We start from the raw sequence: 18,496 nt of genomic DNA, 5'->3' as shown, positions 1-18,496 counted from the left end.
AAAAATTAAACTAAAAAATGCTACATTTGATTACCAAATTTACATTTATATGAAAAAATCATTACTAAAAATTAGTGTATTTCTGACTTTTATAGCCTTGGGTAGTGTTGCTTATTATTCTGCTAATCAAAAAATTGAAACTAAAACATTAAAAACAGATTCTAATACTTCTACATTCATTGAAGAAAAAACTATTAGTGAAAAGAATTTAGATAAAAATCTTAACTCTGAAAATACAAATATAGTTGCAACAAATTCTCAAATTAAATATACAAGTAAGGAAGAGACTTCTTTAGTTTCAAATGATTCAATTGAGTTTTTAAGAAAAAAATATTCAAACTTTTTACGTAATCATCCTTTTGCTAAGTTAAGAGTGTTGCCAAAACAAGAAAGAAAAGCAATGGGAATTCCGCCTAATGCTTACTATGAGCAAGAATGGCTTTATTCTTCTAATCCTAATCTTGGTAGACCAGAACCTGAAGCGGTTTTACAACTACAAATGGAGTTAGCTGAACAAGAAAGGCTAGGTCGTGTTCCAGGTGATGGTCTTGACAATCAATGGGTTGAAAGAGGGCCAAATAATGTAGGAGGAAGAACACGCGCTATTATGTATGCGCCAGGGAGCACTACTAAGGTTTTTGCAGGTGGTGTTAGTGGAGGTTTGTGGGTAAACAATAACATTACTTCAGCAGCTTCAGTTTGGACTCAAGTAGAAGGTGTGCCTTCAAATTTAGCAGTTTCTTCAATTACTGTGGATCCAAACGACCCAAATATTATGTATTTAGGTACAGGTGAAGTATATACTTGGGGGGCTGTAAATGGAAATGGAGTCTATAAATCCATAGACGGAGGTCAAAATTGGATAAACATTTTTGGTGCAGCAACTGCAAATATTAACAATAACATAGTATATATTCAAGATATAATTGCATGGAACAACCCATCTACAGGTCTAACTGAGGTTTATTTTGGAGCTGACGCTATGGCCTATACTGAGGAAGTAACTTCAGGATCTGGTGGTGCAGGTTGGTCTTGGTTAGGATTAAATGCTATAGGTTTATATAAAAGTACAGATGGAGTTAATTTTACAAGACAAACTAATGCTGCATTAGAGAGCTCTGCAGGGGTTTATTGTGCTCCAAATACTTTTGATATTGCTGCAAATGGAAATCTAATGATGGGGACTAAATATAGTTATGGTACCGGAGCAGGCGGTGGAAGAGTTTATAGATGTACAAACGGTACGAATTGGACTTTAATAAGAGATTTTGGAACAAGTGGTCGAGTTGAAATCGTTTGTTCAAAACAAACTGCAGGTAGAATGTATGCTTTATTAGAAAATGGAGCTACAGGATTACCAGAAATTAGAAGATCAACTGATGGTTTTGTTGCAAACAATACAACAATAGGATTGCCAATTAGTATAGGAAATCAGCCTCCTGCCGCAAATGATTTTTGTCGTGGACAGGCATTTTATGACTTAATGATTGGAATGAACCCTACAAATGATAGTGAAGTGTATGTGGGTGGTATTGAAGTATTCAGAACTACGAACGCTTATGGTTCAACAGCTTCGTCTATGTGGACGCAATTAACAGATTGGACGGTAAATCCTGGTTCAACAAATGGTTCTCTTGATGGTATGCACTCAGATCAACATTGTATTGCATTTGCTCCAGGACAAGAGACAAGAGTAATTTTCGGAAATGATGGTGGAATTTATTACTCTAATGATTCAGGAGGAACAATTTCTGAAAGAAATAATGGTTATAATACGGCTCAATTTGTAAAGGCAGGTATTAACCAAACAGGCGGAACGCAAAAATTATTAGCTGGTGCACAAGATAACGGTTCCCAGTTTATTAATAACGCTCCTGTTGGTCAAGGATCAGCAACCGAGGTTAGTGGTGGAGATGGTTTTTATTGTTTTATTGATCAACAAGATAGTTTTATGGTTACCTCATATGTATATAATGTTTACTATCGTTTTAATATAAATGGAGGTTATTTAAACCAAATTACTAATAATCAAGCTGATGGGGACTTTGTTAATCAATGTGAATTGGATAGTAATGCTAATATCTTATATGCAAACGGAACAAATGGCACAACATATAGAATTTATAGATATTCCGGTGCAAGTTTAACAACAAGAGCAACTTTAACAAATGCTCTTTTAAATGATGTGCCTACAGCATTTAGATATTCACCGCATACAGGTAATAGGATTTTAGTTGGATTGGCAAATGGAAGATTGCTTAGAATTGATCAAGCAAACGGAGCAGTTACTGGTCCTCCAGGTGGTCAACCTACATATACTTCAATTGGAGATGGATCATGGTTAGGAGCTGTTTCAGATGTTAGGTATGGGGCAACTGAAAATGATATTTTCGTTACTTTTCATAATTACGGAATCCCAAGTGTTTGGTATACTTCAAACGGTGGATCTACTTGGCAAAATAAAGAAGGAGATTTACCTAATTTACCGGTAAAATGTATTTTACAGAACCCATTTGCTTCAAATGAAGTAATAATTGGAACTGAACTAGGGGTTTGGTATACTACAAATTTTAATAGTGCTACTCCAAATTGGAGACGTTCTAATAATGGTATGAAGGACGTTAAAGTGCATTCTTTCGATTATAGATCTGCAGATAATACTATCCTAGCTGCAACATATGGTAGAGGAATGTTTACTGGTGATTTCTGGTTATGCGGAAGTTCAACTACAACATGGAATGGTTCTTCATGGAATAATGGATCTCCAAATAAAAGAGTAGCAGCAATAATAAATGGAAATTTATCTTCAACTGGAGATATAGAAGCTTGTTCTTTCACGGTAAATGGGACGGCTCAGGTTACTATTAATCCGGGTCATTCTCTTAAAGTTGGAGAAGCGGTTACTGTTGCAAGCGGTGCTTCACTTACTATTGAAAATAATGCTGCTTTAGTGCAATATTCAAGCTCAGCAGTAAATACTGGAAATGTAATTGTAAAAAGAAATTCTGAATCTATGATTCGTCAAGACTACACAGCTTGGTCTTCTCCAGTTGTGGGTCAACAATTACAATCTTTTTCACCAAATACATTGCCAAATAGATTTTACCAGTATTTATATACGGGTACAACTACACCTACAGCATATCAATCAGTAACAGCAACAACAAATTTTCAAGTTGGTAAAGGTTATATGATTCGTTCGGCAGATAATTCATCTCCTACTATTCCTGCTGTTCATAATGGGGTGTTTACAGGTGTCCCAACTAATGGAAAGGTATCTGTTCCTGTTGGAATAGGGTATAACCTTTTAGGTAACCCATATCCATCACCAATTGATGCAAATAGAATTTTAATTACAAATCCAGGATTGAATACTTTATATTTTTGGACACATAGAGTTGCGGCAAGCGGTGGTTCTTATCCGGTTAATAATTTTGCTTCATATACTATCTTAGGTGGAGCTGCTTCTCAAGGAGGTTCTATAATACCAAATGGAACTATTCAAACAGGTCAAGGGTTTTATGTTCAAACAAGTACTGCAAATAATGTGTTTTTTGAAAATGAAATTAGAAGAGAGGCAAATGTGAGTACACAGTTTTTTAGAAATGAATCAAATAACAACAGGTCTACAACTGAGAAACATAGAATTTGGTTGAATTTAAAAGGGACAGATATAGATTATAATCAAATATTAGTGGGTTATATTAATGGAGCTTCTTCTGGAGTTGACCAATTAATTGATGGTGAAGTTTTAGATAAATCTAAGACAATGCTGTACAATATAATTTCTAATAATGAATATGTTATTCAGGGAAGAGCGTTGCCTTTTTCAGATGAAGATATTGTTCCATTAGGATTAAAAGTTATTGAAGCTGGAAACTATGAAATTGCTTTAGAAAACCTTGATGGATTATTCACTGCGCAAGATGTTTTTATAAAAGACAATTTAACAGGAACAATTCACGATGTTAAGCAAGGAAATTATTCATTTAATTCTCAAGCTGGAGTTTTTAATGATAGGTTTGAATTGGTTTATAAAAATGCTGTTTTAAGTTCTGATGACTTTGAAAATTTTAATTTAGTAAATGCATATTCTTCAAATGGAATTTTAAATATTGTTTCTTCAAATGCAACTATTAAATCGGTAGAAGCTTATGATATTTTAGGTAAAGTAATCTATTCTAATAAAAATGTAAATGATTTAGAACTTGTAATTTCTTCAATTCCATCTTCTAATCAGACATTAATCATTAAAATTACTTTAGATAACGGTCAACAAGTTGATAAAAAAGTAATCTTTTAACTCCGTTTAATTTTAATAAAGAAAGCCCAATCACATGATTGGGCTTTTTTATTGCTTTAAAAATAAAACATTTTTGTAATTTTGGATAAATCATTAAATAGCATATGGAAAATATTAAGCAATACGTTCAAGATAACAAACAACGATTTATAGACGAATTAATAGAATTATTAAAAATCCCTTCTGTTAGTGCAGATAGCGCTTATTCACACGATGTAATTATGACTGCAGAGGCTGTAAAAGCTAGTTTGGAAAAAGCAGGCTGTGATTTTGTTGAATTATGTGAAACTCCTGGGTATCCAATAGTTTATGGAGAAAAAATTATCGACAAAGAGTTGCCTACAGTTTTAGTGTATGGACATTATGATGTACAACCAGCAGATCCTATTGAACTTTGGACATCACCACCTTTTGAGCCTGTAATTAAAACAACAGACATTCATCCGGAAGGCGCTATTTTTGCACGTGGAGCGTGTGATGATAAAGGCCAAATGTATATGCACGTGAAAGCGTTTGAATACATGATTGCTACAAATACTTTGCCTTGTAATGTAAAATTCATGATTGAAGGAGAAGAGGAAGTAGGTTCGAAAAGTTTAGGTTGGTTTGTAGAACGCAATCAAGAGAAATTAGCGAATGATGTTATCTTAATTTCAGATACTGGAATGATTTCAAATACGCAGCCTTCAATAACAACAGGTTTACGTGGTTTAAGTTATGTTGAAGTTGAAGTTACGGGTCCAAATAGAGATTTACACTCTGGTTTATATGGTGGAGCAGTAGCAAACCCAATTAATATTTTAACCAAAATGATTGCTTCATTACATGATGAAAATAATCATATTACAATTCCTGGTTTTTATGATAACGTTGAAGAATTATCATTAGGAGAAAGAGCTGAAATGGCTAAAGCACCTTTTTCATTAGAAAAATATAAGCAATCTATCGATATTGGAGATGTTTATGGTGAAAAAGGATACACTACAAATGAACGCAATTCTATTCGTCCGACTTTAGATGTAAACGGAATTTGGGGCGGCTATACCGGAGAAGGAGCAAAAACAGTTATTGCAAGTAAGGCTTTTGCTAAAATTTCTATGCGTTTAGTTCCAAATCAAGACTGGGAAGAGATTACAGAATTGTTTAAAAAACATTTTGAAAGTATAGCACCAGACTCTGTAAAAGTTGTGGTAAAACCACATCATGGAGGTCAAGGATATGTTACGCCAATTGATAGTGTAGGTTATAGAGCTGCAAACAAAGCGTATACGGAAACATTTGGAGTTCCGGCAATACCAGTTCGTTCTGGCGGAAGTATTCCTATTGTGGCTCTATTTGAGAAGGAATTAAAAAGTAAAACTATATTAATGGGCTTTGGTTTAGACAGCGATGCGATTCACTCTCCAAACGAGCATTTCGGGGTTTTTAACTACTTAAAAGGAATTGAGACTATTCCGTTGTTTTATAAGTATTTTACCGAAATGAATAAATAATAAAAAAGCGCCTTGAAATTTCAAGGCGCTTTTTTATTATTTATAATTTACCTGATGCTTTCAGGTTTTTCTCGATTGTATGCCCGGGTCTTGACCATTTTGGTTTTTCTCCTAAAGCTTCAAAAGCTGAATCCTCTGCTTCAACCGTTTGAGGTTGAACTTTCTTTGTAAATGGTTTTTGTGGATTTAATCCTAATAACTCAAACATTTTCATGTCTTCATTTACATCAGGGTTTGGAGTTGTTAAAAGTTTGTCTCCAGCAAAAATTGAATTAGCACCGGCAAAGAAACACATTGCCTGTCCTTCTCTACTCATTTGTGTTCTTCCAGCAGATAAACGCACTTGTGTTTCGGGCATTACAATTCTTGTTGTAGCAACCATTCTTACCATTTCCCAAATTGAAACTGGCTTTTGGTCTTCAAGAGGAGTTCCTTCAACTGCAACAAGAGCATTAATAGGAGTAGATTCTGGTTGTGGATTTAATGTTGATAAAGCAACTAACATTCCAGCTCTGTCTTCAATGTTTTCTCCCATTCCAATAATTCCACCACTACAAACCGTAACATTCGTTTTACGAACATTGTCAATAGTATCTAATCTGTCTTGGTAACCTCTTGTTGAAATTACTTCTTTATAATACTCTTCTGAAGAATCTAAATTATGATTATAAGCATATAAACCTGCTTCCGCTAAACGTTGTGCTTGATTTTCGGTAATCATACCTAAAGTACAACAAACTTCCATGTCTAGTTTATTTATGGTGCGTACCATTTCCAAAACATCGTCAAATTCTTTTCCGTCTTTAACATTTCGCCAAGCAGCTCCCATACATACACGTGAACTTCCGGCTTCTCTTGCACGTAAAGCTTGTGCTTTTACTTGAGAAACTGACATTAAATCGTTTCCTTCAATATCCGTGTGATAACGGGCAGCTTGAGGGCAATAGCCACAATCTTCAGAGCAACCACCTGTTTTAATTGATAATAGAGTAGATACTTGAACCACATTTGGGTCATGATGTTCTCTGTGAATTGATGCAGCTTCATATAATAAATCCATTAATGGTTTATTATAAATAGCAATTATTTCTTCTTTTGTCCAATTATGTCTAGGTGAAATCATACTTTTTTATTTATCCTCCAAAAGTAACAAATTACTTTATAAGAATAAAAAAATATAAGTTGTAATTAATATTTTGGATTTATAACAACATCTTTCCAATATTGCATCAGAACAAAAGATCCTATAAGGCTTGATGCTACACCTTCAAAAAATAAAACACTACAGTACATGATAATATTTGTTTTTCCAAGGAAGAAAAAGGTATTGGATAACGTGGAAAGATAAGACTCTCCTCCTTTAATGTATATGTAAATTATCAGTCCAATTATTCCCAGCAAAACCCCTATAATGCCTGTTTTAAACCCTGAAATAAAATTTTCTAAATAATCGGTAATTCCGTTATTTAAATTCATCTTTATGGTTTTATTTATTCCATAGATTACAATAAATGCATTTAGTGCCCTTAAGTAATTCTTATTTGAAAGTCCAAAAAAATCCATTGCTAGAAAGAAAAGCCCAATTCCTAAAAAAATTATAAATCCGTTTCTAAGTTCTGTTACATTTTTCATAATACATTGATTTTAGACAATTAAAGTTACGAAAAAAAATGTAAACAATTGAAAATCAGTAATTAATTATCCAGTCGTTGTGAAAAAAATAATCCCAATCTGCTTTTGTGAAATCAACATTTGGGTCAATTAAGGTTTTTAAAGGCTTTCTGTTTATAGAGTTTTTACAGTCAATAAATATTGATATGTCTTTGTCTTTAAATTCTTCTTTAATTTTTTGACAATATTGCCATATAAAATCTGGTTTTGTTGCAAGCTGTCTCGCTTGTTTACTAGATAAGTTTTTATGGTAATCGTAAATAAAAGATTCCTTTGTTTTGTTGTCTCTTATTTTAATTACAATGTAGCCAGAGCGTTCTCTTAGCATCATTCGCCAACTTAATCTATGTCCTTCTTCAGTCCAAAATACATCTCCTTCAATAAAATGATGTCTTAATGGAAGTATTAGCTGTATCACTAAGAAGGGAATAAAAAGATATTTTAGTATTTTTAAAGAAGAGAAATCTAAGCTTTCATTTATAGAAACGGGTTTGTTTTTAAAAAATAAATTTCTAATGGTTTCAGGTTCGTAAAAAAATAAAATAAACGTTAAGGCAAAAAATGGAAATATTCCTATATGTAATGTGATTGAATTGAAGATATGAAATACTATAGAGCAAATTAACGCAAATGTTCTTGTTTTTTTGTAAAGTAACATCGGGACTACTAGCAGGTCAAATAAAATTCCAGCATATGCGATGAACAAGTAAAACCATTTTTGAGAAAATAGTTCCAAAAAGAAAGGCCTTGATGTTGTCCCTTGTAATAAATTTTTAGTAAATGTTCCGTCTAACCAATCTGGGTATAGTTTTGCAATAGAAGCGTAAAAATAAACTAATATTATTTGAGTTATGAAAAGTAAGGAAACCCAATTAGGCATGGTTAGTTTTCTTTCAATAAAACCAAGCTTTACATCTAATGATTTGTATTTGTTCGCTGGCAGAAAAATCATGCAAAAGCTTATCAAGAGTAATAAATAATAATGGTTATTATAGGAAGATTTTTGCATAAAATACACTCCAGCCCATAAAAATGTAAATGTATTTATTGCATAGGTATATTTAAATCCTAACATTATGCAAATTCCGACCAATCCCATAATAATAAAATAAACATACATTAAATTATTAGGCAGTGGTTGAAGCCATTCTAAACCAATGAATGAAAAAGTAAATTGAGGGTCAATAAGAACTTTTTTAACCCAACCAGTAATTATCGCTCCAAAACTTTCACATGCAATTAAAAAACCAAAAAATATTCTAAATACAACCAGAGGAGAGTTATCTATTGATTTAAAAATAAATTTTTTCATAAATTATTTTTGATAAATTCTCTTGAAGTAAACTCATCATTTTTTAATTGAAGTTTTAATTCTTCAAGTGAATTGTATTTCTTTTCATCCCTTATTCTAGAATGAATTTCAATTTTAATTTCTTTATCATATAAATCATTATTGAAATCAAAAAAGTGAACTTCTATGGTTTGTTCTAAACCTTCAACAGTTGGGTTAATACCAATGTTCATCATTCCAAAATACTTGTCTTTATTTAGGGCGCTTGAAACGATGTAAACGCCGTTTTTTGGAATTAATTTATAATTTTCAAAAACCTCAATATTAGCTGTTGGGAATCCAATTGTTCTTCCAACTTGTCTCCCTGAGACAACTTTTCCTGAGAGAAAATAATTGTATCCTAAATATTTGTTTGCTTTTGAAATGTTTCCTTCTGAGAGAGCTGTTCTTATTTTTGTTGAACTGATTGCAATGTCGTCAATTTCTTTCGCTGAAATTTCTTGAACCTCAAAACCATACTCTTTCCCAAACTCAATTAAATCATCAATATTAGCAGTTCTATTTCTGCCAAATCTATGATCGTGCCCTATAATAATAATACCAACATTTAATTTATTTACTAAAACTTCTTTTACAAAATCTTCTGCACTTAATCTTGAAAACTCTAAATCAAACGGATGTATAATAAGATTTTCTATCCCAACTTGGGCTAGTAACTCTTCCTTTTCTTTAATAGAGTTTAAGAGTTTAATTGAAGAATCTTGCTGTAAGACCATTCTTGGATGTGGGAAAAAAGTGAGAACAGTGCTTGTAAATTTTTTTTTATCGGCTAACTCAACAACTTTTTTAAGTACAAACTTATGTCCAATGTGAACTCCGTCAAAAGTACCAATGGTTATAACGGTTTTTCTTAACGGTGTTTTTAAGCTATTTAAATTATTGAAAGATTTCAATTTATTTTTTTTACAAATTTATAATTTGATTCTTAAATGTTGGATTTTTTGAGTATATTTTTTTGTTTTTTAAACAAAAGACAATTTTTTTGTTATATTTGTTTATTAATCATAAAATTAACCAAGATGAAAAAAACATTACTATTATCAGTTTTTTCATTTTTAGTGTTTAACTTAGGTTTTTCACAAACTGAAAAGGCTTGGTCAAAAGTAACGTCTCGAGACATTAAAAAAAATATAAATGTTGAAAGAGAGACGTTTCCACAAGAGTTTAAATTGATGCAGTTAAATGTTTCAATATTGAAACAAACACTTTCATCAGCATCTGATCGTTTTTCTAGAAACGCCAAAGGAGTTATTATTTCTTTACCAAATGCTGAAGGAGTTTTGGAACGATTTGAAGTTTTTGAAGCTTCAAATTTTGATGCAGATTTACAAGCGCAATTCCCTGAAATCCGTTCTTACGCAGGAAATGGTATTGACGACAAATTTGCTCGTGTAAGATTGAGTATTGATCCAAAAGGAATTCAAACTATGGTTCACAGAGCTGGTAAAGGGACTGAATTTATGGAGCCATATTCTGAAGACGGAAGTATTTATTCTGTTTATCGTTCTTCAAGAGTGAAAGGTAAACTTCCTTTTACATGTTCTACACCAGAGCAAGATTTAGTTCAAGATTTAACTGATAAAGGTCAAATCTCTCGATCTAGTTCAGGCGAGTTGTTGACTTTTAGATTAGCGCTTTCTTGTACAGGTGAATATGCAAATTACTTTGGCGCAACTAGTGCTGCACAAGTAGGACTTGTAAATGCTGCATTTAATGCAACTATGACAAGAGTAAACGGAATTTTTGAAACTGATTTTGGTATTCACATGAATATTGTAGCTTCAAATAATAATGTAATTTTTTACAACCCAGCAACGGATCCTTATTCTCCTTCAGCTAATATGGCTAATTGGAATACGGAATTACAACAAACTTTAAATACTACTTTGACAGGCCCTGCAACACCAAGAGCTACAAATAATGCTGCTTACGATGTAGGTCATTTATTTGGTGCAGATGGTGGTGGTGGAAATGCAGGTTGTATTGGTTGTGTTTGTGTAGATGGTTTAGCTTCAGGGAATGGATCGACTAAAGGTAGAGGTATTACTTCTCCTGCAGATGCGGTTCCAATGGGAGACTTTTTTGATGTAGATTATGTTGCTCATGAATTAGGTCACCAATTTGGAGCTAATCACACTTTCTCTCATGCTTCTGAAGGTACAGGTGTAAACAAAGAAGTTGGTGGTGGTGTAACTGTAATGGGATATGCTGGAATTACTGGTTTTAATACTCATATGAACTCAATCGATGTTTTTCACTCAGCAAGTATCGCTCAAGTTCAAGCAAATATGGTAGGTAAAACTTGTCCTACTAGAACAACTATTCAAACTGCTCCTGTGGTTAATGCAGGTGCTAATTATACTATTCCAATTAGTACACCGTTTATGTTAACGGGTTCTGCTTCAGGTTCAGGTTCTTTAACCTATACTTGGGAGCAAAACAATGATGCAGGAGGTAACACAGGTGCAAATAGCCCTGCAAGTGCAACTAAAACCATAGGTCCTAACTTTGTTTGTTTTCCAGATTCTCCAAGTCCAACAAGATATTTTCCAAGATTAAGTTCAGTGATGAACGGAAGCACTACAACTGAAGGAGTTGGTGTTACAATGGAAGCATTAAGTTCAGTTGCTAGAACGTTAAATTTTAGATTAACAGCGAGAGATAATGTAGCTGGTCAAGGTCAAACAAATTTTGCTGATATGGTAATTACTGTGGATGCATCAAGAGGTCCTTTAACAGTTACATCTCAAAATACAGGAGGTATTTCATATGATCCAAGTTCTGTGCAAACGGTTACTTGGGTAGTAAACAATACAAATACAAGTGCTGGAGGTACAAATGTTGATATTTTAATAACAACAGACAATGGTGCTACTTGGTCAACATTATTAGCTGGAACTCCAAATGATGGAACTCAGACTGTAACAATGCCTGCAACTCCTGCTCCTTATTGTAGATTAATGGTAAAAGCTAGTGGTAACGTTTTCTTTAATGTTAATTCAACTGATTTTGCTGTTGGATATACAATAACTACATCTTGTAATACATATACAAACAATACTTCATTACCTGTCCCTGATGGTACTGGAGCAAATACTCCAGGAGCAACAGTTACTAAGACAATAAATGTGCCTGTTGTTGCGGGTGATATTTCTGATGTTAATGTAACTTTAGGATTTACACATACTTATATAGAAGATTTAGTTATTGAAATGGATCATCCGGATGCGACTAGAGTTGCTTTATGGAATAGAAACTGTGATAATGCTCCTGGTTCATTGGAGTATATTTTCTCAGATGGTAATACAGCAGTTCCCACTACAGGTTGTACTGCAACTTCTGGAACTTGGGGTGCTCCAGGATTACTATCTAGTTATAATGGAAAAACTCAAGATGGAGTTTGGACATTAAGAGCAACAGATTGGTTTACGGGAGATACTGGAAATATTCAAAATTGGTCAATAGAAATTTGTACTCAACAAGCTGTTTTAGCTACGGAGAATTTTGGAATTGAAGGGTTCTCTTTATATCCTAACCCAAATAACGGTACTTTCAACATTCAATTTACATCAACCTCTTCTAACGAAGTAAAAGTTAATGTTCATGATATGAGAGGAAGAGAGATTTATAATAAATCATTCCAAAATAATGGATTATTTAACGAGTCTTTACAATTAAATAACGTTCAATCTGGAGTTTATCTTGTAACTGTACAAGACGGAGCTAGAAAAGAAGTTAAGAAAATTGTTGTAGAATAATTTTTTAAATTAATATTTTAAAAGAGCTGCTTTTTGCAGCTCTTTTTTTATGGATGTAATTGTAAATTAACATTTTGTATTATATTTGTGTAAATCAAAAAAAAACTAATAAATGAAAAAAAATTTACTTTTAACTGTTTTCATTTTGTTTATAACTTTGGGTTATGGACAAACGGAAAAGGCATGGGCCCCTATACAAGGGAAAACTGTCGAGAAAAACAAGAATGTTGAGCGTGATGATTTCCCTCAAGATTTTGTTTTAATGAAGCTAGATTTAAACCTTTTAAAGACCGCTTTGTTAAATGTGCCAAATCGTTTTTCTAAATCTAGAAAAGGGATTGTTATTTCTTTACCAAATTCAAATGGTGTTTTAGAAAGATTTGAAATGTTTGAAGCATCAAATTTTGATGCAGAACTTCAGTCACGATTTCCTGAAATTAGAGCTTATGCTGGTATAGGATTGGATGATAAATACGCACAAGTTAGATTAAGTATTTCTCCAAGTGGAATTCAAACAATGACTTTTAGAGCAGACAGAAGAAGTGAGTTTATGGAATCATACTCTCAAGATAATACAATTTACGCTGTATATTCTTCTTCAAGAGTTAAAGGGAAGTTGCCTTTTACTTGTTCTACAAATGAGCAAGAATTAGCAAGAACAATAACTCCTAAAAACACAAACTTGCAAAGGTCTAGTGCGGGAGTATTATTAGATTTTAGACTAGCAATGTCTTGTAACGGAGAATATGCAAACTATTTTGGAGCAACAAGTTCTGCTCAAGTAGCAAATGTATTAACTGCCTTTAATAATACAATGTCTAGGGTTAATGGTGTTTTTGAAAAAGATTTTGGAATCCATATGACAATAGTTAATCAATCTACAAATGTTATTTACTATAACCCAGCTACAGATCCATATACTACCTTGGCAAGTTGGAATAGACAATTACAAAATACATTAAGTGCTAATTTAACAGGAAATGGAACCCCTCTTGCAGCTAACAATGCAGCTTACGATGTAGGTCATATGTTTGGTGCATCTGGAGGAGGTGGAAATGCAGGCTGTATTGGTTGTGTGTGTCGGGATGATACATCATCTACTACCGATTTAAATAAAGGTGCAGGGATTACTTCTCCTGCAAATGGTATTCCTATGGGAGATACCTTTGATATTGATTATGTAGCACATGAATTAGGACACCAATTTGGCGCTAATCATACTTTTTCACATAATAATGAAGGTTCAGGTGTGAATGTGGAACCTGGTTCTGGTTCTACAATTATGGGTTATGCAGGAATTACTTCTCAAGATGTTCAGCCAAATTCAGATGATCACTTCCATTATGCAAGTATTATGCAAGTTCAAGCTAATATGACTGGAAAAACATGCCCAACAATAACAACAGTTACCAATAATACCCCTGTTGCAGATGCCGGAAGAGACTATACAATACCAATTAGCACTCCATTTATTTTAACCGGTTCAGCAACAGATGCAGACGGAGACCCTTTAACGTATTGTTGGGAACAAATGGACGATGGAGCAGGTCAGACAACAACAAATAGTGGAGCTAGAGCAAATAAGCCAACTGGGCCTAACTGGAGATCATATTCACCTTCAACTTCACCATCAAGATATATGCCTTTGTTGTCTAGAGTAATTGCAAATCAATTATTTACTGCAGGTGCAGAAATAAATGTTGAGTATTTAAGTTCTGTTTCAAGAACTTTAAACTTTTCTTTTACTGTAAGAGACAATGCTGGTATTGAAAGTCAAACAGATACAGACAATATGGTTGTTACTACAAACGCAGCTGCAGGACCATTTACAGTTTCTTCGCCAAATACTGCTGTAACATGGCAAGCAGGTACAAATCAAACTGTTACTTGGAACGTTGCTGGAACTACTTCAAATGGAGTAAATGCAGCTTATGTAGATATTTATTTATCTAATGATGGAGGAAACACTTATCCAATTCTTTTGGCTAGTAAAGTGCCGAATGATGGTTCTGAAACTGTTTTAGTACCAAATAATACAGGTGCTACAAAACGAGTAATGGTAAAAGGATGGGATCATATTTTTTATGATATTTCAAATACTAATTTTACTATTTCTGCTCCAGCGTCGACATTCGGTGTTGCATTTAATGGTGTTGCAGGTGAACAAAATAAAGACGCTTGTCAAGGTTCTGCTGCAACCTTTACTTTCGATTATTCAACTTTTGGTGGATTTAGTTCAAATACTGTTTTTTCAGTATCAGGAGAGCCTGCTGGTTCAACGGTAACTTTTACTCCTGCAAACACGAGTTCGCCAGGTGTAATCTCAATGCAAATTACAAATACAGCTGGAAGTCCTGTTGGGTTCTATTCAATGGTTGTAACTGGAACTTCTAGCGCTACAACGAAAACAGTTCCATTTTATTTAAATTTAATTAGTGGTAATTTTGGAACACAAAACTTAACTGCTCCTTCAGATTTAGCAGTTGGTCAAAGTACTTCGGTTAATTTAACTTGGCCTGCCAATGCTTCTGCAACATTGTATGATGTTCAGGTAGCAACTGACGCAGGTTTTTCATCTATAATTGCTTCAGTAACTGTTGCTACAAACTCGTATACTGTTGCTGGCTTAGCTGAAGGAGTTGATTACTTCTGGAGAGTTATGCCTAAGAATTCGGGATGTTCAGGGACTTTTAGTTCTCCATATATGTTTACTACAGGTACAACAGTTTGTGGGAATGTATTTTCTAATAATACTGCTCTTCCAGTACCTGATGGTACCGGTTCAGGAGTCTATGGTGCAACTGTGACAAAAACTATTGTTGTTCCAGGGAGTTTAACGGGTAATATCAATAGTTTAACAGTTGATTTAGCTTTTACACATCCGTATATTGATGATTTACAGATTTGGATTACTCACCCAGATGGGACTCCTGTATATTTATGGAATCATAACTGTGAAAATGAATTTTCGAGTGTAAGTGTAACTTATGCTGATGGAAATCCTAGTATTCCGTTAAGTCCAGGTTGTACAGCGTCTACAGGAACTTTTGCTCCTGATACGCCATTGTCTGCTTTAGCAGGTAAACCCGCTTCAGGTACTTGGACTTTACACGCAAGAGATTATTGGAATGCAGATACTGGAATAATAGGAAACTGGTCTTTAGATATTTGTGTCGCTACACCATTATCGTCAGAGTCTTTTAATACTATAGAAGATTTAGCGATATATCCAAACCCAAATAATGGAATCTTTACTGTTCAATTTAATTCTACTTCAAATAATGAAGTTAAAATTGGAGTTCATGACGTAAGAGGTAGGCAAATATTTGACAAAACGTATCAAAATAACGGATTGTTTTATCAATCATTAAATTTGAATAATGTTCAATCTGGAGTATATTTTGTAACTGTTCAAGATGGTTCTAGAAAAACAATGAAGAAAATTGTTATTGAATAATAATTCTTATTGCTATTTAAAAAAGGAGCGCTTTTAGCGCTCCTTTTTTATTTTCCGTTATATGTATTCATGGTGTTGTTTAATCCCGACAGAGCGAATGATTTGATAATCTCAGTAGAGAGTTTTAGTCGTTCTTTCAAGTTTTCTTTTTCTTCATCAGACCATTCTCCTAAAACATAGCTAACTTGTTGTCCTTTTTTAAATTCATCACTTATACCAAATCTAAAGCGAGGATATTCTGTTGTATTCAATAGCAGTTGAATATTTTTCAATCCATTGTGTCCGCCATCACTTCCTTTTGTTTTTATTCTAATAGTTCCAAAAGATAAGTTTAGGTCGTCTGTAATAATCAAGACATTTTCTTTGGATATATTTTCTTTTTCCATCCAATACTTAACTGCTTTGCCGCTTAAATTCATATAAGTATTTGGTTTTAATAAAAGGACAGTTCTTCCTTTAATCTTATATTCAGCTACTTCCCCTAGTTTAACTGTTTGAAAATTTATATTTTCTTGATTTGAGAAAAAATCCAAGATTTTAAATCCAATATTATGTCTTGTGTTTACATATTCGGAACCGATGTTTCCCAATCCAACAATTAAAAATTTCTTCATTGGTTTAAGTTTTTCTTTTGTTTTAAAAATATTTAATAACCATTTCATGTTGTAAAAGTACTCTTTTTTAATTTTTTCAAAAGTACAATAACCTTAATTTCTTAGCATAATCGAGTAGATTGATTTACTTGTAGAAAAATGAAGCATAGGATTGAGTAATTAAAAATGACATCTAAAAAATTGCGTTATAATAAAAAAAGCACCAGTAAAACCGGTGCTTTTGATTTGAATATAATAAGATTTATTATTTCTTTTTTGCAGGTGCAGCTTTCGCAGCTTTCGCAGCTTCTTGAGCAGCTTTCATTGCAGCACGAGAAATTCTTACTTGACAAACAACAGTGTTGTCTGGGTGTAATAATTTAAAGTTATTTACTGGTATTTTTGTAACATATAATTTGTTACCCATTTGTAATGGAGTAATATCTGCTTCAATAAAATCTGGTAAATTAGCTGGTAAAGCTTTAACTTTTAATTTACGTTGGTTTAAACGTAATACACCACCCGACATAACTCCAGGAGATTTTCCTATAACTTTAACAGGAACTTCCATAGTAATTTCTTTATCATCATGTAACTGATAGAAATCCATGTGTAAAATTTTGTCAGATACTGGGTGAAATTGGATGTCTTGCATAATTGCATTAATCTTTTTACCACCTTCTAATTCAATTACTACAGTGTGTACGTTTGGAGTATACACCAAGTTTTTAAATGCTCTTTCGTCTGCACTAAAATGTACTGGTTGTTCCCCTCCGTATACTACGCACGGTACCATTCCAGCATTACGTAAGGCTTTAGTTGACACTTTGCCCACGCTTTCTCTTTCTGATCCTTTGATCGTAATTGATTTCATTTGAAATAAATTAAGTTAATAAATGTTTACATTAAAAATTTTCCACTAATGGAATTGTTGTTCTGCACCATGTGCATTACTTCGGCGAATAATGGAGCACAGCTCACTACTCTTATTTTTTTAGATTCTTTCTTTAAAGGAATTGAATCTGTAACTATTAATTCTAATAATTTAGAGTTTTCAATTTTTTCGTACGCTTCTCCTGATAAAATAGGGTGTGTACAAATTGCTCTAACGCTCAAGGCGCCTTTCTCCATCATTACATCAGCTGCTTTTGCTAATGTTCCTCCTGTGTCAATCATATCATCTACTAAGATGACATTCCTTCCTTTTACATCTCCAATCAACTCCATTGTGTCAATTACATTTGCTTTCTTACGTTGTTTATAACATACTACAACATCAGATTCTAAAAATTTAGAATACGCATATGCTCTTTTTGAACCACCCATATCCGGTGAAGCGATTGTTAGATTTTCAAGATTTAAACTCTTTACGTAAGGCAAAAAGATAGTAGAAGCAAATAAATGGTCTACTGGTTTTTCAAAAAATCCTTGAATTTGATCTGCATGCAAATCCATTGTCATGATTCTTGTTGCCCCTGCTGTTTCTAAAAGTTTAGCTACCAGTTTTGCTCCTATTGGAACTCTAGGTTTATCTTTTCTATCTTGTCTTGCCCATCCAAAATAAGGAATAACTGCTGTAATATGTCTTGCTGAAGCTCTTTTAGCTGCGTCAATCATTAACAATAGTTCCATTAAGTTGTCTGCGCTTGGAAAAGTAGAACAAACTAAAAAAACTCGTAACCCTCTTATTGATTCTTCAAAAGAAGGCTGAAATTCTCCATCACTATAAGTTGAGAACGTAATATTACCTAGCGGAACTCCGTACTTTTCAGCAATTTGCTCGGCTAAATACACACTTTGAGAACATGCAAATATTTTTGCTTCGGGCTCTTGGTATGACATGTTAATTTGTTGTTTTTACTCCGCTACG

At 33.4% G+C, this 18,496-nt stretch carries 11 protein-coding genes; 4 read left to right on the top strand and 7 right to left on the bottom strand.

What is annotated here, in order from left to right:
* Positions 1-49 precede the first annotated feature (49 nt).
* A complete protein-coding gene (locus ACQ65T_RS02700; protein WP_430399559.1) occupies positions 50-4,303 on the top strand; it encodes a T9SS sorting signal type C domain-containing protein in 4,254 nt (1,417 codons plus the stop codon).
* A gap of 104 nt (positions 4,304-4,407) precedes the next feature.
* A complete protein-coding gene (locus ACQ65T_RS02695) occupies positions 4,408-5,796 on the top strand; it encodes a dipeptidase (RefSeq protein ID WP_430399558.1) in 1,389 nt (462 codons plus the stop codon).
* A 40-nt stretch (positions 5,797-5,836) separates the two neighbouring features.
* On the opposite strand, the gene bioB is transcribed toward ACQ65T_RS02695, so the two are convergent.
* From bioB to ACQ65T_RS02675, 4 genes are all read right to left on the bottom strand, one after another.
* The gene (gene bioB / locus ACQ65T_RS02690; protein WP_430399557.1) at positions 5,837-6,919 is read right to left on the bottom strand and encodes a biotin synthase BioB; all 1,083 of its coding nucleotides are present in this window, start codon (positions 6,917-6,919) and stop codon (positions 5,837-5,839) included.
* A gap of 65 nt (positions 6,920-6,984) precedes the next feature.
* Positions 6,985-7,428: a hypothetical protein gene (locus tag ACQ65T_RS02685; protein WP_430399556.1), complete on the bottom strand. Its 444-nt coding sequence runs from the start codon at positions 7,426-7,428 to the stop codon at positions 6,985-6,987.
* Between the two features lie 55 nt (positions 7,429-7,483).
* A complete protein-coding gene (locus ACQ65T_RS02680) occupies positions 7,484-8,779 on the bottom strand; it encodes an HTTM domain-containing protein (RefSeq protein WP_430399555.1) in 1,296 nt (431 codons plus the stop codon).
* Positions 8,776-9,711: a bifunctional riboflavin kinase/FAD synthetase gene (locus ACQ65T_RS02675; RefSeq protein ID WP_430399554.1), complete on the bottom strand. Its 936-nt coding sequence runs from the start codon at positions 9,709-9,711 to the stop codon at positions 8,776-8,778. Before ACQ65T_RS02675 ends, ACQ65T_RS02680 begins: the two co-directional genes overlap by 4 nt.
* A gap of 126 nt (positions 9,712-9,837) precedes the next feature.
* Between ACQ65T_RS02675 and ACQ65T_RS02670 the strand changes: the two genes are divergently transcribed.
* Together ACQ65T_RS02670 and ACQ65T_RS02665 are read left to right on the top strand one after the other, a co-directional pair.
* On the top strand, positions 9,838-12,576 hold the full coding sequence (locus tag ACQ65T_RS02670; RefSeq protein WP_430399553.1) for a reprolysin-like metallopeptidase: 2,739 nt from the start codon (positions 9,838-9,840) through the stop codon (positions 12,574-12,576).
* Positions 12,577-12,688: 112 nt separating this feature from the next.
* Positions 12,689-16,033: a reprolysin-like metallopeptidase gene (locus ACQ65T_RS02665; protein WP_430399552.1), complete on the top strand. Its 3,345-nt coding sequence runs from the start codon at positions 12,689-12,691 to the stop codon at positions 16,031-16,033.
* Between the two features lie 47 nt (positions 16,034-16,080).
* Here the strand turns inward: ACQ65T_RS02665 and pth are convergent, their stop codons facing one another.
* From pth to ACQ65T_RS02650, 3 genes are all read right to left on the bottom strand, one after another.
* A complete protein-coding gene (gene pth, locus ACQ65T_RS02660; RefSeq protein WP_430399551.1) occupies positions 16,081-16,695 on the bottom strand; it encodes an aminoacyl-tRNA hydrolase in 615 nt (204 codons plus the stop codon).
* Between the two features lie 196 nt (positions 16,696-16,891).
* Positions 16,892-17,500 carry a 50S ribosomal protein L25/general stress protein Ctc gene (locus ACQ65T_RS02655; RefSeq protein ID WP_430399550.1) on the bottom strand — a complete coding sequence of 203 codons (609 nt, stop codon included), beginning with the start codon at positions 17,498-17,500 and terminating at the stop codon, positions 16,892-16,894.
* A gap of 26 nt (positions 17,501-17,526) precedes the next feature.
* Positions 17,527-18,468: a ribose-phosphate pyrophosphokinase gene (locus ACQ65T_RS02650; protein WP_430399549.1), complete on the bottom strand. Its 942-nt coding sequence runs from the start codon at positions 18,466-18,468 to the stop codon at positions 17,527-17,529.
* Between the last annotated feature and the right edge of the window lie 28 nt (positions 18,469-18,496).

It is taken from the genome of Flavobacterium sp. (genome assembly GCF_965284515.1).
GTDB lineage: Bacteria > Bacteroidota > Bacteroidia > Flavobacteriales > Flavobacteriaceae > Flavobacterium.
The sequence above is the reverse complement of the archived record's forward strand: the minus strand, read 5'-3'. Positions and strand labels throughout refer to the sequence as shown.